The sequence below is a fragment of the Metapseudomonas otitidis genome, from assembly GCF_011397855.1.
Taxonomy (GTDB): domain Bacteria; phylum Pseudomonadota; class Gammaproteobacteria; order Pseudomonadales; family Pseudomonadaceae; genus Metapseudomonas; species Metapseudomonas otitidis.
The window spans coordinates 1,165,571-1,190,244 of sequence record NZ_AP022642.1 but is presented as its reverse complement, the minus strand read 5'-3'; the positions used below and the strand labels follow the sequence as shown (position 1 = coordinate 1,190,244).

20 protein-coding genes and 3 tRNA genes are annotated in these 24,674 nt (G+C 69.0%); 7 read left to right on the top strand and 16 right to left on the bottom strand.

The window, feature by feature from the left end:
• From PotMrB4_RS05595 to PotMrB4_RS05580, 4 genes are all read left to right on the top strand, one after another.
• Positions 1-636 (top strand): DNA-3-methyladenine glycosylase family protein, encoded by a 636-nt coding sequence (locus PotMrB4_RS05595; RefSeq protein WP_107331219.1) that lies wholly within the window; start codon positions 1-3, stop codon positions 634-636.
• An 82-nt stretch (positions 637-718) separates the two neighbouring features.
• Entirely contained in the window at positions 719-1,840 is a 1,122-nt protein-coding gene (gene ada / locus PotMrB4_RS05590; protein WP_172432743.1) for a bifunctional DNA-binding transcriptional regulator/O6-methylguanine-DNA methyltransferase Ada, read from the top strand.
• Complete coding sequence (locus tag PotMrB4_RS05585) at positions 1,816-2,472, top strand: 2OG-Fe(II) oxygenase (RefSeq protein ID WP_172432742.1); 657 nt, start codon at positions 1,816-1,818, stop codon at positions 2,470-2,472. The genes ada and PotMrB4_RS05585 overlap by 25 nt, the downstream gene beginning before the upstream one ends.
• A complete protein-coding gene (locus PotMrB4_RS05580) occupies positions 2,462-2,752 on the top strand; it encodes an Ada metal-binding domain-containing protein (RefSeq protein ID WP_172432741.1) in 291 nt (96 codons plus the stop codon). The genes PotMrB4_RS05585 and PotMrB4_RS05580 overlap by 11 nt, the downstream gene beginning before the upstream one ends.
• A 67-nt stretch (positions 2,753-2,819) precedes the next feature.
• On the opposite strand, the gene PotMrB4_RS05575 is transcribed toward PotMrB4_RS05580, so the two are convergent.
• From PotMrB4_RS05575 to PotMrB4_RS05515, 13 genes are all read right to left on the bottom strand, one after another.
• Positions 2,820-4,070, bottom strand: coding sequence for an acyltransferase family protein (locus PotMrB4_RS05575; RefSeq protein WP_172432740.1), 1,251 nt, complete (start codon positions 4,068-4,070; stop codon positions 2,820-2,822).
• 27 nt (positions 4,071-4,097) lie between these two features.
• The gene (locus tag PotMrB4_RS05570) at positions 4,098-4,844 is read right to left on the bottom strand and encodes an SDR family NAD(P)-dependent oxidoreductase (RefSeq protein WP_172432739.1); all 747 of its coding nucleotides are present in this window, start codon (positions 4,842-4,844) and stop codon (positions 4,098-4,100) included.
• 56 nt (positions 4,845-4,900) lie between these two features.
• Positions 4,901-6,613: a GMC family oxidoreductase gene (locus PotMrB4_RS05565; protein WP_172432738.1), complete on the bottom strand. Its 1,713-nt coding sequence runs from the start codon at positions 6,611-6,613 to the stop codon at positions 4,901-4,903.
• Between the two features lie 69 nt (positions 6,614-6,682).
• Positions 6,683-7,447: an SDR family oxidoreductase gene (locus PotMrB4_RS05560; protein WP_044403764.1), complete on the bottom strand. Its 765-nt coding sequence runs from the start codon at positions 7,445-7,447 to the stop codon at positions 6,683-6,685.
• Between the two features lie 34 nt (positions 7,448-7,481).
• On the bottom strand, positions 7,482-8,210 hold the full coding sequence (locus PotMrB4_RS05555) for a cupin domain-containing protein (protein WP_044403762.1): 729 nt from the start codon (positions 8,208-8,210) through the stop codon (positions 7,482-7,484).
• A gap of 30 nt (positions 8,211-8,240) precedes the next feature.
• Positions 8,241-9,971 carry an FAD-dependent monooxygenase gene (locus PotMrB4_RS05550; RefSeq protein ID WP_172432737.1) on the bottom strand — a complete coding sequence of 577 codons (1,731 nt, stop codon included), beginning with the start codon at positions 9,969-9,971 and terminating at the stop codon, positions 8,241-8,243.
• 20 nt (positions 9,972-9,991) lie between these two features.
• The gene (locus tag PotMrB4_RS05545; protein ID WP_172432736.1) at positions 9,992-10,702 is read right to left on the bottom strand and encodes a methyltransferase; all 711 of its coding nucleotides are present in this window, start codon (positions 10,700-10,702) and stop codon (positions 9,992-9,994) included.
• A gap of 26 nt (positions 10,703-10,728) precedes the next feature.
• A complete protein-coding gene (locus tag PotMrB4_RS05540; RefSeq protein ID WP_172432735.1) occupies positions 10,729-13,173 on the bottom strand; it encodes an AMP-binding protein in 2,445 nt (814 codons plus the stop codon).
• A gap of 47 nt (positions 13,174-13,220) precedes the next feature.
• Positions 13,221-14,018, bottom strand: a complete 798-nt coding sequence (locus PotMrB4_RS05535) for a class I fructose-bisphosphate aldolase (RefSeq protein ID WP_044403758.1) — start codon at positions 14,016-14,018, stop codon at positions 13,221-13,223.
• 8 nt (positions 14,019-14,026) lie between these two features.
• A complete protein-coding gene (locus PotMrB4_RS05530; protein WP_083422472.1) occupies positions 14,027-15,352 on the bottom strand; it encodes a 3-dehydroquinate synthase II in 1,326 nt (441 codons plus the stop codon).
• 601 nt (positions 15,353-15,953) lie between these two features.
• Positions 15,954-16,029: transfer RNA gene (locus PotMrB4_RS05525), tRNA-Lys, on the bottom strand.
• An 11-nt stretch (positions 16,030-16,040) separates the two neighbouring features.
• Positions 16,041-16,117: transfer RNA gene (locus PotMrB4_RS05520), tRNA-Pro, on the bottom strand.
• A 10-nt stretch (positions 16,118-16,127) separates the two neighbouring features.
• Positions 16,128-16,203: transfer RNA gene (locus tag PotMrB4_RS05515), tRNA-Asn, on the bottom strand.
• A 202-nt stretch (positions 16,204-16,405) separates the two neighbouring features.
• Here PotMrB4_RS05515 and PotMrB4_RS05510 point away from each other — a divergent pair.
• Both PotMrB4_RS05510 and PotMrB4_RS05505 read left to right on the top strand, forming a co-directional pair.
• Positions 16,406-18,703: a DUF1631 domain-containing protein gene (locus PotMrB4_RS05510; protein WP_172432734.1), complete on the top strand. Its 2,298-nt coding sequence runs from the start codon at positions 16,406-16,408 to the stop codon at positions 18,701-18,703.
• Positions 18,704-18,712: 9 nt separating this feature from the next.
• Positions 18,713-19,045: a PilZ domain-containing protein gene (locus tag PotMrB4_RS05505; RefSeq protein WP_165665001.1), complete on the top strand. Its 333-nt coding sequence runs from the start codon at positions 18,713-18,715 to the stop codon at positions 19,043-19,045.
• A gap of 54 nt (positions 19,046-19,099) precedes the next feature.
• On the opposite strand, the gene clpB is transcribed toward PotMrB4_RS05505, so the two are convergent.
• The 3 genes from clpB to rluD all read right to left on the bottom strand — a co-directional run bounded on the left by clpB (position 19,100) and on the right by rluD (position 23,493).
• Positions 19,100-21,664, bottom strand: a complete 2,565-nt coding sequence (clpB, locus tag PotMrB4_RS05500) for an ATP-dependent chaperone ClpB (RefSeq protein WP_074972995.1) — start codon at positions 21,662-21,664, stop codon at positions 19,100-19,102.
• Between the two features lie 132 nt (positions 21,665-21,796).
• A complete protein-coding gene (gene pgeF, locus PotMrB4_RS05495; protein ID WP_172432733.1) occupies positions 21,797-22,522 on the bottom strand; it encodes a peptidoglycan editing factor PgeF in 726 nt (241 codons plus the stop codon).
• Positions 22,522-23,493, bottom strand: a complete 972-nt coding sequence (rluD, locus tag PotMrB4_RS05490) for a 23S rRNA pseudouridine(1911/1915/1917) synthase RluD (RefSeq protein WP_044410847.1) — start codon at positions 23,491-23,493, stop codon at positions 22,522-22,524. The genes pgeF and rluD overlap by 1 nt, the downstream gene beginning before the upstream one ends.
• A gap of 147 nt (positions 23,494-23,640) precedes the next feature.
• Between rluD and PotMrB4_RS05485 the strand changes: the two genes are divergently transcribed.
• Complete coding sequence (locus PotMrB4_RS05485; RefSeq protein WP_044410365.1) at positions 23,641-24,639, top strand: outer membrane protein assembly factor BamD; 999 nt, start codon at positions 23,641-23,643, stop codon at positions 24,637-24,639.
• The last annotated feature ends 35 nt before the right edge of the window (positions 24,640-24,674 follow it).

Sequence of the window (24,674 nt, the reverse complement as noted above, 5' to 3'; positions counted from 1 at the left end):
ATGGCGCTGACGCTGACCCCGCCGGCCTTCACCGATGCCAGCCGCTTCCTCGCCGCCCAGGACGCCGACTGGGCGCGGCACATCGACGCCATCGGCCCCTGCCGGCACCAGCCCCACCCCCAGCGCGAACCCTACGAGGCCCTGGTTCGCGCCGTGGCCTACCAGCAGCTGCATGCCCGCGCAGGCGACGCCATCCTCGCCCGGCTGCTGGCGCTGTACCCCGGCGGGCGCTTCCCCACCCCGAGCGAACTGCTGGCCACCGAACCCGAGCGGCTGCGCGCCTGCGGCTTCTCCGCACGCAAGCTGCAGACCCTGCTGGGCATTGCCCAGGCCACCGTCGACGGCCAGGTGCCCGGCCGCGACGAAGCCCTCACCCTGGATGACGACGCCCTGCTGGCGCGCCTCACGCCCCTGCACGGCGTCGGGCGCTGGACGGTGGAGATGTTCCTCATCTATACCCTTGAGCGCCGCGACATCCTCCCCGCCGACGACTTCGGCGTGCGTGAGGGCTACCGCCGCCTCAAGGGCCTGGACGAGGCCCCCAGCGCCGCCCGCATGCGCCAGCTCGGCCAGGCCTGGAGCCCCTGGCGCACCGTCGCCGCCTGGTACCTGTGGAGGATGCCGCCCACAGCGTGAATTCGATCGCAAGAACCGGAGTTCTCACCGCCACCAACCCCGTTAACCTGCAACCGTCAACAGGCCCTTTTGGATGAATGCCATGAGCAGGACCCTTCCCACCGCCCCGCGCTACCTCACGGATGACCAGCGCTGGGCCGCCGTCCAGGCACGCGACCCGGCCGCCGACGGCCAGTTCGTCTACGCCGTGCGAACCACAGGCGTGTACTGCCGCCCCAGCTCCTCCGCGCGCCTGCCCAATCGCCGCAACGTCGAGTTCTTCGACACCCCCGAGGCCGCCGAAGCCGCCGGCTACCGCGCCAGCCGCCGCCAGGCCGGCGACCGCACCGCAGCCGCCGCCCACCGCACCGCCGTGATCGCCGAGGCCTGCCGCGCCATCGAGGCCGCCGACTCGCCGCCCAACCTGCACCAGCTGGCGGAATGCGCCGGCATGAGCCCCTCGCACTTCCACCGGCTGTTCAAGACCGAGACCGGGCTCACCCCCAAGGCCTACGCCTCGGCCTACCGCGCCCAGCGCCTGCGCCGGGAACTGAGCGAACAGGGCACCACGGTGACCGACGCCATCTACGGCGCCGGCTTCAACTCCAACAGCCGCTTCTACGAAACCGCCGACCAGTTGCTGGGCATGCGCGCCAGCGACTACCGCGACGGCGGCACCGGTGCCTCCATCCACTTCGCCGTCGGCCAGTGCTCCCTCGGCTCCATCCTGGTTGCCCAGAGCCAGCGGGGCGTCTGCGCCATCCTCCTGGGCGACGACCCGGACGCCCTGGTCCGTGACCTGCAGGACCAGTTCCCCAAGGCCCAGCTGGTGGGCGGCGACGCCGACTTCGAACGCCTGGTGGCCCAGGTGGTGGGCTTCGTCGAAGCCCCGTCCCTGGGGCTCGACCTGCCGCTGGACGTGCGTGGTACTGCCTTCCAGCAACGGGTCTGGCAGGCCCTGCGGGAAATCCCGCCGGGGGCCACCGCCAGCTACACCGAGATCGCCGAACGCATCGGCGCGCCCAAGGCCATACGGGCCGTGGCCCAGGCCTGTGGCGCCAACCACATAGCCGTGGCCATCCCCTGCCACCGCGTGGTGCGCCGCAACGGCGACCTCTCCGGCTACCGCTGGGGCGTCGAGCGCAAGCGAGAACTGCTGCAACGTGAAAGCCAGCCCAGCCACCCGACGAGCACAGCACCATGCCTGAAACAGCCTGCGCTCTGAACCTGCCCGAAGACTGGGCCGCCATCGCCCAGGCCCTGGACGAACATGGCCACGCGCCCCTGCCCGGCCTGCTCGACCCCGAGGCCGCGCGGCGGCTGGGGGAGCGCCTGGCCCAGGGCCCGCGGGAGCGCCTGGAAACCCTCGGCATGGGCCAGGGCGAAGGCGTGCGCGCCGGCCTGCCCCACGGCCACTGGGACAGCCTCTACGCCCCGCTCGCCGCCATCGCCAACCGCTGGTGCCAGGCGTTCGGCCAGCCCGAACAGCACGCCACCAACGGCCAGGTGCACTGCGCCCACCTGACCCGCCTCGGCCCTGAGGACTTCATGACCCTGCACCCGGGCGACGACGACCCGGCGCTGCTGCCGGTGCGGCTGCTGGTGCTGCTCTCCGACCCGCAGGACTTCAGCGGCGGCGAGCTGGTACTCACCGAGCAGCGGCCGCGCATGCAGTCGCGGCCCTGGGTGGTGCCCCTGGCCCGTGGCGATGGCGTGCTGCTGTGCAACCAGCGCCGCCCCGTGCGCAACAACCAGGGGCAGCTCTACGGCGCCCAGCTGCGCCACGGCATCGGCCGGGTGCGCAGCGGCGTGCGGGTCGGCCTGGAAGTGAGCTTCCAGGGCCGTCATGACGGCTGAAACGAGCGAACCCAAGGCCTGGCGCCTGATCGGCGCCGACGGCCGCCCCTGCCTCAGCCCGGTGCCCGGCACCCTCGGCGGGCACCGCCGCAACCGCCTCTACGGCCGCCTGGATTGCCGCAGCGCCCTGCAGGCCCTGGCGCGCGGCGGCTACGTGGCACAGCGGGTGTTCTTCCTCGACGAAGCGACCGCCTTGAGCGCCGGCTACCGGCCCTGCGCCGTGTGCATGCCCGAGCGGTACCGGGCATGGAAAGCCGGCGAGCTGTCGCCTCCCCCGTAGGTGGGCTACGGAGCCCGCCTGGGCGGCCGTTCGCGAGCAGCGCTCGCTCCTATACAAACGCGCGGGCTCAGGGCGTCGGGGTGGGTGCCAGGGCCTGGGGCGTGGCGGCTTCGGCGGTGCGGCTGCGTTCGGCGATGCGCTTGCCGAGGGCGATCATCGGTCGCTCCACGGTGCGGTGGATCAGCTCGGTGGCGCCGAACACCAGCACCAGCATCAACGCCGTGTACTGCGGCCAGAGCGCGTCGGTGATGGCGATGCCTTCGCTGCGGGTGTAGCGGTGCATCAGCTCCAGGGTCAGGAAGAACATCGGGATGTGCACCAGGTACAGGGTGTAGGAGCGCTTGCCCAGGTAGTCCAGCAGCACCTGCAGCGGCTGCGGGAACACCAGCAGGCCGCCCTCGCACGCCGCCATGAACACCAGCGCCAGGGACAGTGCACAGACCACCGGCACCGCCAGCACGTTGCCGAAGCCGATGGCGGTGACGCTGGCCAGCACCAGCGCCAGCACCGTGGCCAGCAGCGCGCCGGCGTAGCGATGCCGGCCGGCCCGCACGCGCAGGGCGGCGAACCAGGGCTGGGTGCTGGCCAGGTACAGCAGGCAGCCATAGATCAGCCCGTCGCAACGGGTCTGGGTGAAAAAGAACACCTTCATCGGGTCGGACAGGCTGAAGGGCCGCAGCACCAGGCTCACCAGCAGCAGCGTCCCCACCAGCGCCAGCACCCGTGCGCGGGTGCTCTTCAGCAGGATCAGGAACAGCGGGTAGAACAGGTAGAACTGCTCCTCCACCGACAGGCTCCAGTACGGCGCCAGCGGCACCCCACCGGCGATCTTGTTGTCCGGCAGCCAGAAATTGAACGTGTAGGTGAAGATGCCCAGCGCCGCCTGGACGTTGTACACCGGCGGGGCGAAGTACTGGCCCTGGTTGAGGAACAGGCTGCAGGCCATCACCAGCGCCACCACCACCCAGGCCACCGGCAGGATACGGAACACCCGGCGCACGTAGAACGCCTTGATGCAGGCCGCCTGCTGCATGCCGCTGCGCAGCCCGTCCAGCTGCTCCAGCAGGGTGCGCGAGATGATGTAGCCGGAGATGACGAAGAACAGGTCGACCCCGCCCCAGGCATTGCCGAACAGGTCCGCCACCGACTCGGGCCTGGGGTAATGCATGGTGAAGGTCCAGGGGTAGAACACCTGGTACAGGTGGACGTAGAAGGTCAGCAGCACGGCGATGGCGCGCAGCCGGTCGAGTTCGAGGTTCCTCGACGGGCCACCCTCGCCGGCAAGGCCGGCGGCGGGCACTTCGGTCTTCATGTTCATGGGTCTACCCCCGGAGGTGGCTGGCGGTCAGAGCTTGGTGCCACCGTCGACGCTGAGGATGTCGCCGGTGATCCAGCGCGAGGCGTCGGAGGCCAGGAACAGCGCGACATCGGCAATGTCCTCGGGCTGTGCGACGCGCTTCAGGGCCTGGATGCCGAGCACGAAGTCCCGCCCCTCGTCGCTGCGCACGAAGCTGGACATCTCGGTGTCCACCACGCCCGGAGCCAGGCCGTTGACGCGGATGCCGCGCCCGCCGAGGGCCTGGGCGAAGTGCAGCACCAGCGTGTCCAGGGCGCCCTTGGTGGCGGCGTAGGCGGGGATCTCGCCCACCGCCGAACGCGCCCCGAGGGACGACACCATCACCACGCTGCTGCCCTCGCCCATCAGCGGCAGCAGTTGCTGCACGAGGAAGAACGGTGCCCGCACGTTGACCGCGAACAGCCGGTCGAAGTCCTCCACGCGGGTGTCCTCCAGGCGGGCCGTCTGGGCGATGCCGGCGCAGGCCACCAGCACGTCGAGCCGGCGCACCCGCTCGCCCACCTCGGCGGCGAGGATGCGCGGCCCGTCGACGCTGGCCAGGTCCGCCACCAGCACGTCGGCGCGGCCGCCCCGGTCGCGGATCTCGGCGGCCACGGCGCGGGCCTCGTCCACGCCCCGGTTGCAGTGCACCAGCACATGGGCGCCGGCGGCCCCCAGGGCCAGGGCGGTGGCCTTGCCGATGCCACGGGAGGCCCCGGTGACCAGGGCGTTCTTGGAAAGCAGGGAATGCTGCATGGTGGATCTCCTGGGTTCAGTTCAGGGAGCGGTGCTCCGCTGGATGGGGTGAGGGTTCAGGCGGTTTCAGCGAGGCGCTGGCCAAGGCGCTGCTCGGCCACCAGCACCCGCGCCGCCAGTTGCGCCACGGTGAGCACCGAGGCGTGGATGTTCACCGCCGGCATTTCGGGGATCACCGAGGCATCCACCACCCGCAGGCCGGACAGGCCCCAGACCCGGAAGCGCCCGTCCACCACGCTGCTGCGCGGGTCGCGCCCGGCGCTGCAGGTGCCGGTGTAGTGCAGGCCGGGCCCGCCGTTGCGGGCGATGAAGGCGAGCTTCTGCGCCGGGGTGTCCAGCGGGTCGCTGGGGTAGAGCCCGCCGAAGTAGTCGGTGACCCCGGCGCCGATGGCCAGGCCACGGTCCAGGGCGGCGAGCATGATGTCGCGGTCGATGGCCTCGCCCAGGTAGTTGGGGTCGATCAGCAGGGACTGGCGCGGGTCGGTGCCGGCCAGGCGCACCCGCCCCCGGCTGCGCGGCTTGGCCAGGAAGGGGATGACGGTGTAGGAGCTGCCGCTGGGCAGAGGCACCGGGCCGAAGGGGTACTGCATGCCGGCCACCTGGATGTCCGGCGCCTGCTGGCCACTGCCGTGGTGGTAGTAGCTCATGGTCGCCACACCGTTGGAGACCTGCGGGGGAATGGCCAGGCGCGAACGGTACTGCAGGCTGAGCAGCAGGTGGTCCTGCAGGTTCTGCCCCACGGCCGGCAGGTGCAGCCGCACCGGGATGCCCTGCTCGCGCAGGGCCTGCTGCGGGCCGATGCCGGAGAGCATGAGCAGCTTGGGCGACTCGCAGGTGCCGGCGCAGAGGATCGTTTCGCGGCGCGCGCGGATCGACACCAGGCGGTTGTCCACCAGCACCCGCACGCCCTCGCAGTGCGAGCCCCGGAGGATCAGGTTGGTGATCAGCGCCTCGCTCAGCACGCTGAGGTTGGGCCGGGCCAGTGCCGGCACCAGGAAGGCCTGGGCCGGCCCCACCCGGTAGCCGTCGGCGGTGGCGTTGACCTCGGTGATGCCGGCGCCTTCCAGCGGTAGCCCGTCGTTGAGGGTCTGCACGCCGAGCCCGGTGGTGCTGCTGGCCACCAGGTAGGCGGCGGTCAGCGGGTGCTCCCCGGCGAAGCGCCCGAGGCGGATGCGCGGTGCGCCCTGGCCGGCGGGGCTGCCCACGGGCTGCGCCATGTCCAGGTAGGCCCGTTGCAGCGCCTCCACCGTCCAGGGGGCACCGACCAGCTGCTGCCAGCGCTGCAGGTCGCGGGGGTCGCCGCGCAACCAGATCATCGCGTTGATGCTGCCGGAACCGCCGACGACGCGCCCGGCCGCCAGGCTCTGGGCGCGCTGGTCCAGCTGCGGCTGCGGGGTGCTGGTGCGGGCCCAGTCGGTGTCGCTGCCGAGGTTCTGCAGCCACAGCGCGACTTCGCGCACCTTGGGTTGGTCGATGCGGTGGCTGCCGGCCTCCAGCAGCAGCACCGAGGCGCCGATGGCGGAGAGCCGGTCGGCCAGCAGGCAGCCGGCGGACCCGGCGCCGACGATGATGTAGTCGTAGTCCCGGCGGTGGCTGGGGCGGCCTGGGTCAGCGGCGGCCAGGGCGGCGGCGGGCAGCAGCCCCATGCCGGCGGCACCGGCCCCCAGGGCCAGCAGGCGGGTGAGGAAGTCCCGCCGCCCGGAGGCGCCGAAACCGGCCGTCGCTTCGCCCTCGCCCGCAACGTCGGGCATGTCGTTGTGCGTCTTCATGTCGATGCGGATTCCATTCGCGGTGGGGACGGGCGCTGCTGTGGCGGCGCCCGGGTCGGCCGAGTGGCCTCAGGTGCGGGTGATGGTCACGCCGCCTTCCACGAACAGCGTGGTGCCGGTGACGAAGCTGGAGGCATCGGAGGCGAGGTACAGCGCCGATTGGGCGATCTCCTCCGGGCGGGCCATGCGCTTGAGGGCGTGGATGCTCTCGACGAAGGCCTTCTGCTCCGCCGTGGAGGCGGCGGCGCGGCCCATCTCGGTGTCGGTGCCGCCGGGCAGCAGCACGTTGACCCTCAGCCCCTGGGCGCCGTATTCGGCGGCCAGGGTGCGGGTCAGGCCCACCAGGCCGGCCTTGCTGGCGGCGTAGGCGGCCATGCCGGGGAAGCCGACGCTGTGGCCAACGAAGGAGGAGGTGAAGATCAGCGAGCTGCCGGGACGCTTGAGCAGTTCGGGGATCTGGTGCCGGGCGCTGAGGAAGGCGCTGGTGAGGTTGGTGTCGAGGGTGTCGTGCCAGCCCTCCAGGCTGATGTCGGTCACGCTGCCCAGGGCGCCCATGCTGCCGGCGTTGTTGAAGGCGATGTCCAGGCCGCCGAACTGGCCCACGGCCAGGGCCACGGCCTCGCGGGCGCAGGCTTCTTCCTTGACGTCGCCCACCAGGGCCAGGGCCTTGCCGCCCAGGGCGTGGATCTCGCCCAGCAGGCGGTCCAGGCAGTCGGCACGGCGGGCCACGGCCACCACCTTGGCGCCTTGGGCCGCGAAGAGCTTGGCGGTTTCATAGCCGATGCCGGAGCTGGCACCGGTGACGATCGCGGTCTTGTTCGCCAGAGTTTTCATGCGTTCACCTTTTCTTCCATGTCGTGTTGAGGGATCAGTCCCGTTTGCCGGACTCGAAGAGCCGGATCAGTCCGTCCAGGTTCTTGCCGAAGGGCGGCTCGCCCTCCTCCACCGTCTCGGCGTACTGCCAGAAGTCGGTGCTGAACATCATTCCGTAGTCGCGTGCTTCGCTGACGGCCTTGAGCTGGACGATGGGGTTGTTGCGGGCACCGCGCACGCCGGGGAGGATCGGCCGGGCGATGGATTCGAAGTAGTCCTTGAGGGTCACTTCGGGGGTGTCGGGGGTCCACACCAGCCACATCATCACGGTCTTGTCGGTGATGTTGACGAAGCCGTGGATGTGGTTGCGCCGGCCGAACACCATGGCGCCCTTCTTCATCGGGATCATGCGGATGGTGTCGCGCCCGGACACGTCCGGCGGGTTGTCCAGGTCGGTGTAGGTGCGGGTGCCCATGAACATCACCACGCCGCCGTCGGGGGCGTAGAACCACTCGTCGGTGCGGGTGTGCACATGCAGCGGCGGGCCGGAGCCCGGGGGGATCTCCACCTTGGCCATGAGGTAGCGGCCACGGGTGGTCTCGCCGGTCTTCACGAAGCGGATGGAGGCCCCTTCGGGCTCGCCGTTGACCACCTGCGGGTTGGGGTCGTCCTCGATCAGGGCGAAGGCCGCCGCGTTCTCCTGGGCGTCGTCCGCGTACTCGGATTCCAGCCCGCTCGCCTCAAGGGCTGGTTCCCGGATTCGTTCACTTGCCAATGCACTCATGTCGCCTCCTTGATGCCATCAGGTTGTCGATCAGCCCACTGCACTGAATACGCAGCCCAGCACCGGGCCGGGGGTCTGGATGCCCGCCACGCCCTGCCCGACGAGGCGGTCCAGCAACGCGCCGGCATCCTCCGGCAGGGCGTCGCCGCGCCAGCCGATGTGCTGGTCGGGCCGGACCAGCAGCAGCTGCACTGCGTAGAAGGTGAAGGCGGTGGCCGGCAGGTCGACCACCTCCAGGGGAATGCCACGGGCCCGTGCCGCTTCCACCAGGCGCGTGGCCTCGGGGGCCTGCGGGCCGTTGCGCAAGAGGGTGAAGCCGACGCCCAGCCGGTCGAACACCGAGCACCGGCCGGTGCTGCCATCGGCGATCCACAGGTGCGGCAGGCGCCCGCCCGGCAAGGTGCTGGGGCGGTAGAGCAGCGGGTCGTCCTCGGGGGGCGTGCCGTCGTCCGGCCAGAGGATCGGCGAGCCGTCGTAGCGGGCGCCCAGCTCGACGCCGAGGGAGGCGAACTGCCCACGGAACTGCTGCAGCGCCTCGCCCAGGCGCGCCCGCGCCTGCTGGCCGGCGGGCCCCGGGTCCTCGACCTCGGCGGGCACGTCCACCTGGCCGACGCGCTGGGTAAGGCGGCGGGCTGCGTGGGTGTTGCGCAGGGTGACCGGGCGGCGCTCCAGCTCGTAGGTGGCCAGGAGCCCGTCGCCGGCCCAGCCCTGCACGGCGGCGGCGAGCTTCCAGGCGAGGTTGGCGGCGCCGTCGATGCCGGTGTTCATGCCGAAGCCGCCGGTGGGCGAGAACAGGTGAGTGGCGTCGCCGGCCAGCAGCACCCGGCGGTCGGCGAAGCGCTCGGCCACCAGGGCCAGGCCGCCGTGCCAGACGGCATGGGCCAGCACGCTGACCTCGACGGGCTCGCCGATGCCCCGCTGGATGGCGCGGATCACCGCGTCGTCCTGGGGCATCTCGTCGTGGCTGCGGGCCTGGGTCATGAGCAGGAACTCGTCGGCGCCGTCCAGGCTGATCAGCAGCATGCGCCCTTCCGGGGCGACGACGTTGTACATCCAGGCCTTGCGGTCCGGCAGCAGGCGCCGGTGCAGGTCGGGGATGCGCACGTGGCTGGAGAACATGCGCCCGCTGAGGAAGCCGCCGGTGCTGCCGTCCGGGCCGATGTAGCCGATGCCCAGGCGACGGCGGACGAAGCTGTGGCCGCCGTCGCAGCCCACCAGGTAGTCGGCGCGCCAGTGCTCGTCGGCAGCCTGCCCGGCGCTGTCGACGGCATGCAGGCTGACGCCGTCGGCGTCCTGCTGGAAGTCGTCGACCCGCCAGCCGAAACGCAGCTGGATGCCGGGGCGGGTGCGCAGGTGGTCCAGCAGGAAGCGCTCGACGTACATCTGGTTGGCCCGCAGCAGGGGCTCGGGCACCTGGTCGGTGTCCGGCGCCTGGCGGGCCGCCTGCAGGCGCTCGCGCTCGGCGGGCATGTCCAGGCGCGCCAGCTCCCAGCCGTTGAGGCGGGTGAAGTAGGCAACGTCCCGGGGGTGGTCGGCGGGCAGGCCGAGCCGGCGGATGCCGTCGGACAACCCGAGCCGCCGGTAGTGCTCCATGGTGCGGGCGTTGTGGGTGTTGCCCTTGGGGTGCCAGCGGGTGGTGCGCTCGCTGTTGAACAGCACCACCGGCACGCCGTGACGGTCCAGGAACAGGGCGAGCATCATCCCCACCGGGCCGCCACCGACGATGGCCACCGGGGCCTTGAGGGCGTGGGTGTCGTGCATGGCGATCGCTCCCGTGGGGCTCAGGCCCCGGCCGGGTGTGCACCCGGCAGGAGCTGGAGGATGTCGTAGCGCGGCGCGCCGTCGCCCTGGCCGCTGACCGAGGCGATCACCCGAGAGGCGTAGCCGTGCTCGCGCAGCAGGGCCTCCAGGGCCTGGCCGTCGCCCTGGCTGCTGAAGCCCATCAGCAGCATGCCGCCGAGGGCGAGGTGGCGCGGCGCTTCATCGAGGAAGCGCCGGTGCGCGGCGTACCCCGGGTCGCAGAAGGCCAGCATGATGGCGGCGTCGAACACATGGTCGGCTTCGACGAAGACGAAGTTGGAGTTCCAGAAGATGACGTCGAAGCGCTCGCCCTCCTCCAGCACGTCGAACAGGTCGCCCTGGCGGATGGACATGCGCGCGGCGACGCCGTGCCGGTTGGCGTTGGCGCGGGTGTTGGCGACGGCATCGGCGCTGATGTCGCTGGCCACCACCACGGCGCAGCCTTCGAGGGCGGCGGTGACGGCGGTGACGCCGGCCCCGCAGCCGATCTCCAGGAAGCGCCCACCCCGGGGATAGGGCAGGTGGCGGGTGAAGATGCCGGTGGACTGGAAGTGGGTGGGCGGGAATACGCCGTCCTGGACGACGAAGCGGCGCCCCATGCATTCGTATTCGTCCTGCTGGTCGGCCTGGGCGGCGGCGAGCCGCTGGCGCACCGAGGCGAGGGCATCGGGTTGGAAGGTGGCCTGGGTCATGGTTCGGTCCTTGTTCGTGGGCGCGCTCAGCGCTCGGTTCCGGTGGAAGCCAGCGGGCGTTCGGATTCCCCGGCCTGGCGCTGCAGGTGCAGCAGGGCCTGTTCGTGCTGGCCGGCCAGCAGGGTCTCGGCCAGGCCGCGCAGGCGGCGCTTGAGGACCTTGCCGGTGGCGCCGACGGGGAGGAACGCGAGGTCGCTGGCCACGGCCACGGCCAGTTCGCCGTTCGCCAGGGTCACGCCCCGGCGTGCGGCGGCCTGGTGCAGAGCGGGCAGGACGCGGGCGGCCAGGGTGGCGGCCTGGTCCAGCGCCTGCCGTTCGGGCAGGACGATGGCGAGCACACGGGTGCCCTCGGCATGAGCGGGGTCGACGCCGACCACGGTGACGTCGCAGATGCCTTCCACCTGCTGCGCGGCCTCTTCCAGCTGCAGGGTGTAGAGGGCACCGCCGGTGGCTTCGATGACGTCCACGGCGCGGTCGATCTGGAAGAACTCGCCGTCGCGGCAGTAGGCGACATCGCCGGTGAGGAAGTAGCCGCCGCGCCAGGCTTCGACGGTCTTCTGCGGCTGCTTCCAGTAGCCGGAGGTGACGGTGGGCGAGCGCACGGCCAGCAGGCCGACTTCGCCGGGCTTCACTTCTTCGCCGCTGCGGGGGTCGAGGACCTTGGCCACGGCGATGTCCACCGGGCGACCGATGGAGCGCTGGTCGGCCAGGGATTCGCGGGTGGATTCGCTGCGGAACAGGGCCATGCCCAGTTCGGAGCTGCCGAAGGCGTCGATGAAGCGCGACTGCGGGGCGCCGTCGAGGATGGCGCGCACGTGGCTCTGGTGGGAGGCGTCGCCCATGGCGAACCAGCGGCGCACGCCGGGGAATTCGCCGGGGTGGATGCCGCCGTCCACCAGCAGCACGTAGCTGCGCGGGAAGGCGACCACGGTGGTGGGCTGGAAGTAGCGGATGGCTTCGCGCAGGGCCTGGCCGTCCTGGGTGCCCAGCACGTAGGTGGGGATGCCGTGGAGGATGGCCGTCTCCAGGTGGCTGATGGCCGCCGAGTGGGACTGCGGCAGGGCGGTCAGCAGGCGCTCGTCGGGGCCTTCGGCGAAGCGGCCGATGCGGGCGCGCTTGCCCATGAAGAACTGCCGGTGCTCGAAGCGCACGGCCTTGGGCAGGCCGGTGGTGCCGGAGGTGTGGCTGAGCATGACCAGGGTCGAGTCCTCGGGCTCCAGCGGCCACCAGGCGGGCAGCTGCGGGTCCGGGTCGAGGCGCGACAGGCTGACATCGAGCACGGCCTGGGGCGCCTGGTTGCGCCACTGGCGGACGAAGGCGCTGGTGGCCAGGGTGGCGCTGTCGGTGACCAGGCGCTCGAAGCCGTTCTCGGCCATGTAGGCGAGGCCGAACTCGGCGGGCATGGCCGGGTTCATCAGGGAGATGGCCGCGCCGAGGCTGGTGAGGGCGAGGTAGTGGAGCATGGGCATGAGCCCGTCCTCGACGCTGACGGCCACCACGTCGCCGGGCTTGACGCCCTGTTGCAGGTACCAGTCGGCCAGGGCCATGCGGTGGCGCTGCAGGTCGTTGAGGCCAAGGGCGCTGACCGGGGCGCCCTGCAGGAGGTGCAGCGGCCGGTCGAGGAACAGGAACGGCTGGTCGGCAGTGGTGCTCAGGGCCAGGCAGCGGTCGAGGAAGTTGGCGCTGCCGAGGCTGGCGTCGGCGCGCAGGGCCTGGAGGGCGTCGGGGCTGGTGAGGGTGCCCTGGGCCTGGCAGGTGCCGCTGCCCTGCCCGACCAGTTCGGCGAGCATGTTCATGCGCAGGTGGACCATCTCTTCGCCGATGGCGATGACCCGGCTGCGCAGGTAGGGCCGCTCGCCGAGCATGCGGTCGATGATGTCGCGCATGACGACGGCGTGCTGCTCGTCCTCTTCGATGTGCAGGACGAAGAAGTGCTCGGCCTCGGCCGGGGCGTTGTGGCTGCGCAGGGCGTCGAGCACCGGGCCGTAGATCAGCGGGACGATGGCTTCGGCGCCGAGGCAGAGTGCGGCCAGGCCGTCCAGCGGGTCGCTGCTGCGGCAGTGGCGGAACATGGCGTCGATGAGCTGGCGGGTGCCGTCCAGCAGCGGGCGGCTGCGCGGGGCGGCGGCCATCAGGTCCATGGAGCGGCGGTACAGCTCGGCGTGGGAGATGTCGACGCTGTCGCCGCCGGAGAGCTCTTCGGTGAGGTTGTGGGACAGGGCCTTGAACTCGCCCTGGTCGGCCAGGCTGCCCATGAGGGCGCACAGGTAGCGGGTGAAGTACTGGGAGTAATAGTGGTGCTGGATGAGGAAGTGGCGCAGCTGGTCGAGGCTGACCGCGCCGTTGCGGCAGGCCACGAGGAAGGGGTTGGCCCTGAGCTGGCCGAGCAGGCCCTCGGGGAAGAGGTCCGTCCAGAGGGGGGACAGCACGTAGTCGTTGCGGCCGTCGGCGCGCATGTCGAGGTGTTCCATTGACCTTCTCCTGGACGGCCGCGGGGCGGCCGTCGGTTGAGTTCCATTCACACGGCGCGGCTGAGGTATTCCGTTTCGCCCCGGATGCAGTCCGCCAGGCGGCGCAGCAGGTCGAGGGGGCGGGGGTGCTGGAAGACGTTGCGGCCGACGCAGAGCCCGGCGGCGCCACTGGCGAGCATGGCGCGGGTCATGGCCAGCAGCCGTTCGTCCTCGGTGCGCTCGCCGCCGGCGAAGAAGATGCGGATGTCGCGGCAGTGGGTCTCCACCAGTTCGGTGCACTCGACGCTGGTTTCCGGCAAGGCCAGCTTGACGGCGTCGGAGCCGAGTTCGGCGACCACCCGCACCAGGTGGCTGAGGCGCCGCTGGCGCTCCTGGGCGGTGAGCCCGCGCACCTTGTCGTAGAGCATGGTGAGGATGGGCAGGCCGGCGGCGTGGGCGGCGTCGGTCATGGCGCCGAGCTGGGCGACGTTGTGCTGGAAGTTGTCCTCGGTGAAGTTGACCTGCAGGGACACCGCGTCCGCCCCCAGCTCCAGCGCTGCATCGACGCTGGCGACGGGGATCTTGGTGTCGGGCTCGGGAGCGATGCTGGCCATACCGTTGAGGTGGAGGATGATGCCGGTGGCCGGGTGCAACATGTCCCGCAGGATGAGCCGCTCGATCAGGCCCTTGTGGGCAATGATGGCGCTGATGTGGTCGCTGCCGATCCACTTCTCGAAGTCGGCGGTCTGGGTCATGCCGGCAATCGGTCCGAGGGTCAGGCCGTGGTCGATGGGGACGATCAAGCCGCGGCGCGAGGCCGGGAACAACAGCCGCCGTTCTCGGAGAACTCTGCTGATGTAGCTCATGGCGCCCTCTATTTCTCGATGATCGATTCGTTGATCTTGATGCCGACGTGGCGCCCGGGCTCGGTGACGTAGCCGAGGACCTTGTCGCCGGGCTTGAGCTCGGAAATGTTCAGGGGCTTGGCGGCGTCGGAGAAGATGCGCACGTGCCAGTCGTCCTGCATGAGGACGTTGACCCGCTCCTTGCCGGGGAACTCCACTTCGATCAGGCGCAGCGGGCGCTGCTCGATCTTCATGCGGCCGACGGCGGCGCGGCGCACGCGGCCCTTGGAGTTGACGATCATGATCGGCGAGCCGGCCTTCAGCTCGCTCATGTAGTCGGTGCGGTTGTCGGTGTTGAACACGTAGGAGTGCACGGCACCGGCGTTGACGCGGAACGGCCGCAGTTCCATGTAGGGCAGGAAGTAGACCTCGGGGCAGCAGAGCACGCCGCCCTGGGAGGTGCTGCCGACCAGCATGCCTTCGTCGGGCTCGAACAGGGTGGCGGCGTCGATGCAGGCGCGGTAGCCCATGCCGACGGGGCGGCTGTCGATGACGGTGCCGACCTGGATGTTGAGGTTGGCGTAGCTCTGCGCCTGGGACATGCGGGCGAGGAATTCGCTCATCACGCCGTGGTCACGTGGGGAGAAGATCACCCCTTCGGCGCCGTATTCCATTACGCCGTAGGAGACGATGGCGTCGTCGACGTCGGTGGGCGCCTTGATCTCCTTCATCAGGACGGTGGAGGTGGGCTGCAGCGAGGCGATCACCAGCTCCAGGGGGATGTTGGTGGGGTCGCGGAAGAGGATCCACAGGTAGTTGAAGCGCAGTCCCTGGTCGATGGCGCCGAGCAGGCTGTCGCGGTCGTCCACGTAGCTGGTGAAGCAGGTGAGCAGGCCGTCCTGGCCCAGTTCGGCCAGGGCCTCGGCGTCGTTCAGGGCGACAGAGCGGTTGCGGGCGGCGGCGCCCTTCTTGAAGGCTTCGAAGTCCGCGCCCTCGCGGAAGGCCTTGAGCTCGGCGGCGTTGCGCAGCCGCAGCACCACGTGCATGCGCGCCGGTACGGCGGGGAGCAGTTCGGCGAGGTTGTCCATATAGAGGACGATGCCGGTGTACAGCGAGTTGATGACGCGGACGAAGATGCCGTCGTCGGGGCGCTTGCTGGCCAGCTGGGCGCTGTCGAACCAGACCAGCTGGCTGTCGTTGGCGGTGCGCTTGGATTCACCGGCCTTGCGGATGTTGGCGAGCCTGACCGAGCTCCGCCTGGAAATGGTTTCTGGCGTTTCGAAGTCCTGCGGGACAGCTACTTCCTTGGCGATCTGGACGTCCTTGCCCTTCACCCCGGCGCTTGTGTTGCTCATGTTCCCTCTCCTGGCTGCGTGCCCTTGGTGAAACGTGGTCATGTAGAGGGCATCCGGATACCCGCTTGCGTACTGCTCTACATTCGCAACCTCTACGGGGATCCCTATCCCGTCGGGCCGCCCAGCCTTCTCCTTCGGCCAGCCGCGGGGCGGCCGATGGGGTCGGATTGCAGGGGGCGGGCCCGGCACGCCCGGCCGGGTGGTGGTGGTGTCCCGGGCCGTTCTGACGTGGGGCGGAGTCTTTCCCAGCCCCTGGGACGAGGAAAGACCATGTGCATGACAGGGCATTCGCGGTGGATAAGGCGGGGGAATCAGACCCGACAGGTCCGACTCCAGACCTGAGCGGATGCAGCGGAAGACGGGCAGGCGAAACGGCGTTCGACGGAACGCGCCAGACAAACGATGTCGGCCAGCAGACCTGAAAAGAATGGGTAACTGCGACAACCGGACGCAGGCAGGCGACGGAGGCAGCAGGAAGGAAGTCGCGGAAGGTCTGGTGGATGACCCGGCGCGCCGGAACGAACGAGCAGAAACGAAAAAGCCCACCTGTTCAAGTGGGCTTCTCGTCGTCGACCAAGAGATGCCTGGGCGACCGTCTATATGGTGGGTCGTGTAGGATTCGAACCTACGACCAATTGGTTAAAAGCCAACTGCTCTACCGACTGAGCTAACGACCCGAAATTTGGATTGGTCGGGGTAGAGAGATTCGAACTCCCGACATCCTGCTCCCAAAGCAGGCGCGCTACCGGACTGCGCTATACCCCGTTTTGGAAGTTGGCTCCGCGACCTGGACTCGAACCAGGGACCCAATGATTAACAGTCATTTGCTCTACCGACTGAGCTATCGCGGAACTTCACATTTCCAATCTCTGCGGCTTCGTCTTTCAGATTGCTGCTGCAGAGGCGCGCCATTTTACGTATGGCGAATCGGCTGTCAACCCCTTAAAAGCGATTTTATTCAGTGCTTTGCAGTTGATGCGCCCGCTGCTATATCTGTGCCTCATCCGACACAACGCAGGACGCGCCGGCCGCAAGGCCCAGGCGACAGGGCCCATGAGCCGCCAAGATACACCGCCTCCTCCCCGCCCGGTCGCCACGCTGGCCAACCGAGGTATCCAACCGCGCTTCGGCGATCTCGTGCTGGGCTGTCGCAAGCTGGTGATGAACCACCTTGCCGAGCACCTGACCGGCGTCTTCGCCCAGGTCGACGACACCCTTTTCGAATGCGCGGAAAAAGCCGAGAACAATCAGGTGCAGACGCTGTTCTTCGACAGCATGCGCGAGATCCGTCGACAGCGACCGCAAATCGAACGCCTCTATCACCAGCGCATCGCCCAGCAGTTCGGTGACTTCATGGAGGGCCGCGAGCCCGAGGCGAAGGTCACCCAGCTGGACGCCGACCACCTGGAGCTGATCCAGAACGAGGTCTACGAAGAGAGCCTGCTGGTCACCAACATGGTCAGCCGGGTCAAGGCGCGTTGCGCCCAGCCACTCTTTGCGCTGGACCAGCGCCTGGCGCTGCTCAACAACGGTCGCAAGCTCGGTGAGGACAGCAACCCCTTCGGCCCCCAGGTCATCGCCCAGTCGTTCCGCGATGCGCTGCAGAACATGCCCTTCCCCCTGCGCATCAAGACCATCCTTTATATGCTCTTCGACCAGCAGGTAATGCAGGGGCTGGATGGTCTGTACGACGGGCTCAACAAGCGCCTCATCGATGCCGGCGTGTTGCCCAACCTCAAGTACACCGCGCAACGCCAGGCCGCCCCTGCCAAGCCGCAGCCCCGCGAGCCGGCTCCACGCCAGGATGCCCCCGCGCCCGCCGCCTCCGGCCCGGCCTCGCCGCCGGCCGATCTTTCGGCACCGCCGCCCCAGGAGCCTGGTGCGCTGTACAGCGGCCTGTCGGCATTGCTGGAGGAGCATCGCCGGCTCAATCAGGAAGCTGGGGTCGCCTTCACCGGCACACCCAGCATCGTCAGCTATGCCCCGCAGGGCGCAACACGGACCTACAGCGCGGCCGACCTGCTGGAGGCGCTGAACCGCTTGCAGCAACAATCGGCCCACGACCTGGCCTCACGCCTGCAGCAACCCCAGCGAGTCGAGGGCCTGAAGGCGGACCTGCACCAGCAACTGGAAAGCCACAGCGCGCAGCCGGGCCAACAAAAGGTGGCCGAGCAGGAAGCGGACGTGATCGACCTGGTCGGCATGCTGTTCGACTTCATCCTCGACGATGACAGCCTGCCGGACACCTGCAAGACCGCCCTCTCCCACCTGCACACGCCCTACCTGAAGGTGGCGCTGCAGGACAAGGCGCTGTTCACCCAGCATCACCACCCGGCCCGCCGCCTGCTCAACACCATGGCCCAGGCCGGTGCGCTGTACGGCGGTGAAAGCGAGGAGAAGGGTCTGCTGGCGAAGATGCAGTGGGTGGTGGAGCGGGTGATCCACGGCTTTGCCGGCGATCTCCAGCTGTTCGATTCCCTGCAGGACGAGTTCAACGAATACGTCGCCACGCTGCGCCACAAGGTCGAATTGCGTGAACGCCGCGCGGTGGAAGCAGCCAAAGGCCGCGACCGCCTGCTGGAAGCCCGTCAGCGCTCGGTGGACGCCATCGCGCGCCTCCTCGAGGGCCGCGAGCTGCCGAAGATCATCCGCCACTTCCTGGAGCAGACCTGGAGCGACGTGCTGGTGTTCGTGCTGCTGCGCCACGGCGACGCCGGGGAGGAATGGCGACGCGCCTGCGAGGTGGCCGACCAACTGGCCTGGAGCGGCACCCCGCTCGATGCCCGGGGGCGTGAGCGCCTCCAGGGGCTGCGGGTCGGGATGCTGGAAGACCTGCGCAAGGGGCTTGAGCTGCTCGGTGGCTACCACGAGGACGGCATCCGCCGCCTGCTGCAGGACTTGGTGGCCTGCCAGCACGCCGTGCAAGGCAAGCAGCCGCAGGTCGCGGCACAACTCAACCCGGAACTGCCGAAAAGCCCGCTCAGCGAAATGCTGGGTGAAGACGCCAGCCTCGCGGAACGTCGGCCCGCCAGCCTTTCACCCCGCGCGCAGGCGCTGGTCAAGGAGCTGGAAAGCCTGGAGTTCAACACCTGGTTCGAGTTCGTCGAGAACGGTCAGAGCCGCACGCTGAAGCTGTCCTGGTACAGCCCGACGACCCGCAACTACATGTTCGTCGACCACAGCGGCCAGCGCGTGGCGATCAAGCCGATCACCCAGCTGGCGCAGGACATGGAGCGCGGCAACGCACGCATCGTCGCCCCCGAACACAACGTACCGCTGATGGACCGGGCGCTGGGCGCCATCTACCGGGTCCTGCAGCGCTTCACCGGCCGCAGCCCGCGAGCCAACTGAGGAGCCACCATGGAAGACCGCCGTCATCACAGTCGCCACAACGCGGGCATCCAGGTGGAGGTCTACGACCTGCATTCCGGCAACCGCCTGGGCCGCGTGGTGGACCTCTCCCTGGATGGCTTCATGCTGTTCAGCGAAGCGCCGCTGGCCACCGATTCCGTCTGGGAGTGCCGCCTGGTCCCCGCCGAACCCGTGGACGGCATTACCGAAGTCCGCCTCGGCGCCGACTGCCTCTGGAGCCGCCCCGGCGCGGACGGCCAGCACGCCTGGGCGGGATTCCACATCATCGACCTGGCGGAGGATCAGGCCAGGGCGTTGGAGGTGGTGTTGGGGCTGATCTGACAGTTGCGCAAGCATGAAAAAAGCCCCGCTTGTGCGGGGCTTTTTCAGCCTGGCTCAGTCGAAGACGATCTCCTCCCCCTCGACCCGAGCGTGGATAGCAACGCCCGGGGCGAACTGGCCGGCGAGGATCTGCTGGGCCAGCGGGTTCTCGATCCAGCGCTGGATGGCGCGCTTGAGCGGGCGGGCGCCGTAGACCGGGTCGTAGCCAACGGCAATCAGCTTGTCGAGGGCTTCCGGGCTCAGCTCCAGGCTCAGGTCGCGTTCGGCCAGGCGTTTGCGCAGGCGTTGCAGTTGGATGCTGGCGATGCCGCCGATCTGGTCGCGGCCCAGGGGCTCGAACACCACGACTTCGTCGATCCGGTTGATGAATTCCGGGCGGAAGTGGCTGCTGACGGCATCCATCACCGCCGCGCGCTGGGCCTCACGGTCGCCCACCAGCTCCTGGATCTGCGCGGAGCCGAGGTTGGAGGTCATCACCACCACGGTGTTGCGGAAGTCGACGGTGCGGCCGTGGCTGTCGGTCAGGCGGCCGTCCTCCAGCACCTGCAGGAGGATGTTGAAGACGTCCGGGTGGGCCTTCTCCACTTCGTCCATCAGCACGACGGAGTAGGGCTTGCGACGCACGGCTTCGGTCAGGTAGCCGCCTTCCTCGTAGCCGACGTAACCCGGAGGGGCACCGATGAGGCGGGCCACGGAGTGTTTCTCCATGAACTCGGACATGTCGATGCGCACCAGCGCCTCTTCAGTGTCGAAGAGGAACTCGGCCAGGGCCTTGCACAGCTCGGTCTTGCCCACGCCCGTCGGGCCGAGGAACAGGAAGGAGCCGCTGGGCCGGTTCGGGTCGGCCAGGCCGGCGCGGGAACGACGCACGGCGTTGGCCACGGCGACCACGGCTTCATGCTGGCCGATGACGCGCTTGTGCAGCTCGTCTTCCATGCGCAGCAGCTTGTCGCGCTCACCTTCGAGCATCTTGGCCACCGGGATGCCGGTCCACTTGGAGACGACCTCGGCGATCTCCTCGTCGGTCACCTTGTTGCGCAGCAGCTGGTTCTCCGGCTTGCCGTGCTGGTCGACCATCTGCAGGCTGCGCTCCAGGTCGGGGATGATGCCGTACTGCAGTTCGGCCATGCGGTTCAGGTCGCCCTTGCGGCGGGCGGCTTCCAGCTCGGTGCGGGCCTGTTCGATCTTCTGCTGGATCTGGGCGGACCCCTGGACTTCGGCTTTCTCCGATTTCCAGATTTCCTCCAGGTCGGCGTATTCGCGTTCCAGCTTGAGGATGTCGTCCTCCAGCTTGGCCAGGCGTTTGATGGCGGCCTCGTCCTCTTCCTTCTTCATGGCCTCGCGCTCGATCTTCAGCTGGATCAGGCGGCGGTCCAGGCGGTCGAGGGCTTCGGGCTTGGAGTCGATCTCCATGCGGATGCGGCTGGCGGCTTCGTCGATCAGGTCGATGGCCTTGTCCGGCAGCTGGCGGTCGGTGATGTAGCGGTGCGAGAGCTTGGCGGCGGCGATGATGGCACCGTCGGTGATGGTCACGCCGTGGTGCACCTCGTAGCGCTCCTTCAGGCCACGGAGGATGGCGATGGTGTCTTCCTCACTGGGCTCGTCCACCAGGACTTTCTGGAAGCGGCGCTCCAGGGCGGCGTCCTTCTCGATGTACTGGCGGTACTCGTCCAGGGTGGTGGCGCCAACGCAGTGCAGTTCGCCACGGGCCAGGGCCGGCTTGAGCATGTTGCCGGCGTCCATGGCGCCTTCGGCCTTGCCGGCGCCGACCATGGTGTGCAGCTCGTCGATGAAGAGGATTACGCGGCCTTCCTGCTTGGACAGTTCATTGAGTACGGCCTTGAGGCGCTCTTCGAACTCGCCACGGAACTTGGCGCCGGCGATCAGGGCGCCCATGTCCAGGGCCAGCAGGCGCTTGTCCTTCAGGCCGTCGGGTACTTCGCCGTTGATGATGCGCTGGGCCAGGCCTTCGGCGATGGCGGTCTTGCCGACGCCGGGCTCGCCGATCAGCACGGGGTTGTTCTTGGTGCGGCGCTGCAGGACCTGGATGGTGCGGCGGATCTCGTCGTCACGGCCGATCACCGGGTCGAGCTTGCCGTCTTCGGCGCGCTTGGTGAGGTCGACGGTGTACTTGTCCAGGGCCTGGCGGGCTTCCTCGACGTTGGGGTCATTCACGGCCTGGCCGCCGCGCAGGTTGGCAATGGCGTTCTCCAGGGCCTTGCGGGTGACGCCCTGGCCGAGCAGCAGCTTGCCCAGGCGAGTGTTTTCGTCCATCGCGGCCAGCACCACCAGTTCGCTGGAGATGAACTGGTCGCCTTTCTGCTGGGCCAGGCGGTCGGCCTGGTTGAGCAGGCGGGCGAGGTCCTGGGACAGGTTCACGTCACCGGTGGGGTTCTGGATCTTCGGCAGGCCGTCGAGTTCCTTGGTCAGGCCCGCCCGCAGGGCGGCGATGTCGAAGCCCACCTGCATGAGCAGAGGTTTAATGGAGCCGCCCTGCTGGTCGAGCAGGGCGAGCATGAGGTGCAGCGGCTCGATGGCCGAGTGGTCGTGGCCGACGGCCTGGGATTGGGCGTCGGACAGCGCCAGTTGGAGTTTGCTGGTCAGTCGATCTATGCGCATGGGGCAGTCCTTCCTCTAAGGGGCGGGCTGGGGCGATGAGCGCCCCGAAGACGATGAGCTCGCCGGGATGCAGTGTAGATAAGGACGATTCTGGGCGATTCAAGGTGCCCGGCCTTGATGCAGGTCAGCGGCTCAATCGGCCAGCCAGACGAGGCTCGCGAAGCGCCCGGTGCGGGAGGCGCGGCGGTAGGAGTAGAAGCGCGGGTCGCTGACGGTGCAGAAACCGCCGCCATATACCGCAGTGATGCCACGGGCGGCGAGGCGGATGCGGGCGAGGGCGTAGATGTCCGCCAGGTAGCGGCCGGCGTTTGCGCTGGGGCGGAAGGCGGCGTCTGCTTCGGCGTGCTGGGCGATGAAGGCGTCGCGAACCTCCGGGCCGACTTCGAAGGCGTCCGAACCGATGGCCGGTCCGAGCCAGACCAGGATCTGGTCCGCCGGTGTGGCCAGGGCATCCAGCGTGGCTTCCAGTACGCCGTTAGCCAGGCCGCGCCAGCCTGCATGAGCGGCTGCGACACGGGTGCCGTCGCGGTTGCAGAAGAGCGCGGGCAGGCAGTCGGCGGTCATCACCAGGCTGGCGATGCCGGGGGTCTGGCTCCAGCTGGCGTCTGCCGTCTCTACGCGAGTGGGATCGGCTTCGACCACGCGGATGCCGTGTACCTGGCTGAGCCAGGCGGGCTGGCAGCCGAGGGTAGTCGTGAGCTTGAGGCGGTTGCTGGCGACGGCGGCGGGGTCGTCGTCGACGTGGTCACCGAGGTTGAAGCTGTCGTAAGGCGGAAGGCTGACGCCGTCTGCGCGGGTGGTCACGCAGGCCCTGACCCGCGCGGGGGCGGGCCAGTCGGGCGTGAGCCAGCCCGTCATCAGACGAAGGACTCGTTGTCCTGCCGCAGCAGGGTCAGCAGCCAGACGAAGTCATCGGGCAGCGGGGATTCCCACTTCATGCGATCACCGGTTTCCGGGTGGTCGAGCTCCAGGAAGCGGGCATGCAGCGCCTGGCGGGGGAATTCTTTCAGCGTCTGTACCAGGGTCGGGCTCGCTGCCGGCGGAATGCGGAAGCGGCCGCCGTACACCGGGTCACCCACCAGTGGGTGGTTGATGTAGGCCATGTGCACGCGGATCTGGTGGGTGCGGCCGGTCTCCAGCTTGACCCGGGTGTGGGTGTGGGAACGGAACCGCTCCAGCACGCGGTAGTGGCTGACGGCCTGCTTGCCACCGGCCACCACGCCCATGCGCTGGCGCTGCTGGGAGCTGCGGCCGATGGGGGCGTCGACCTTGCCACCTGCGGTGATCACGCCGACGACGATGGCCTCATAGATGCGGCTGACGGTCCGGGCCTGCAACTGGGCGACCAGCTTGGTGTGGGCTTCGAGGGTCTTGGCCACCACCATCAGGCCGGTGGTGTCCTTGTCGAGGCGATGCACGATGCCGGCCCGGGGCACATTGGCCAGGTCGGGGGCATGGTGCAGCAGGGCGTTGAGCAGGGTGCCGTCCATGTGGCCGGCCGCCGGGTGCACCACCAGGCCGGCGGGCTTGTCCAGCACCAGCAGGTGGTCGTCCTCGTAGACGATGTTCAGCTCGATGTCCTGGGCGACCCACTCGCCCTGGGACTCCAGTTCGGCATCGAGCGCCAGCACGGAACCGCCATAGACGGTGTCGCGGGGGCGGAGCACTTGGCCGTCCACAGTGAGTCGCCCTTCCTTGATCCAGGCGGACAGGCGGGAGCGGGAGTGTTCGTCGAAGAGTTGTGCGGCAACCTGGTCCAGGCGTTGCCCGCCCAAATCGGACGGCACCTCGGCACTCAGTTGGATGGCCTGTTTGTTGGTCGGGGACATGCTCGAAAACGGCGGGGCGCAGCCTTTGGTTTCGGCCACGCGCTTGTGGTTAAATACGGCGTCTTTGTCCTGGGAAAGCCCAGGGCGCCCATCATAACAGGACGGCTCCGCCCAAGACAGCGGACCGTCACAGGGACGCAAGCCACCATGCAAGTGAAACACCTGCTGCTGATCGCCATTCTCGCCCTCACCGCCGCGTGTTCCTCCAAAGAAGTGGTCGACGAGAACCTGAGCGAGTCCGAGCTGTACCAGCAGGCTCAGTCCGACCTGGACAACAAGAGCTATTCCAGCGCCGTCGCCAAGCTCAAGGCCCTCGAGTCCCGCTACCCCTTCGGGCGCTACGCCGAGCAGGCCCAGCTCGAGCTGATCTACGCCTACTACAAGAACGTCGAGCCGGAGGCCGCCAAGTCGGCCGCCGAGCGTTTCATCCGCCTGCACCCGCAGCACGCCAACGTCGACTACGCCTATTACCTGAAGGGCCTGGCCTCCTTCGAACAGGATCGTGGCCTGCTGGCGCGCTTCCTGCCGCTGGACATGACCAAGCGTGACCCGGGTGCCGCCCGCGACTCCTACAACGAGTTCGCCCAGCTCACCAGCCGCTACCCCCACAGCCGCTACGCGCCGGACGCCAAGCAGCGCATGGTCTACCTGCGCAACCTGCTGGCCGCCTACGAAATCCACGTCGCCCACTACTACCTGACCCGCCAGGCCTATGTCGCCGCCGGCAACCGCGGTCGCTACGTGGTGGAGAACTTCCAGGGCACCCCCGCCGTGGGTGATGGCCTGGCCGTGATGGTGGAGTCCTACCAGCGCCTGGGCCTGGATGACCTGGCCGCGACCAGCCTGGAAACCCTGAAGCTGAACTACCCCGAGCACCCGAGCCTGGTCGATGGCCAGTTCGTGCCCCGCGAGGACGAAGCCGACAACCGCAGCTGGCTGGCCAAGGCCACCCTCGGCCTGATCGAGAGCGAAGCGCCGCTGCCCCCGGGTCAGACCCGCGCCAACCAGGACGTGATCAAGCAGTACGAAGACGCCAGGGAAGAAATCCCGGACGAGCTCCAGCCCGAGAACGCCTCGGCTGGTGGCGATACCGGCGGCAAGAAGCGCTCCTGGTTCAGCTACATGACCTTCGGCCTCTTCGACTGAGGCGGATGGACAATAAAAAGAGGCCTGCGGGCCTC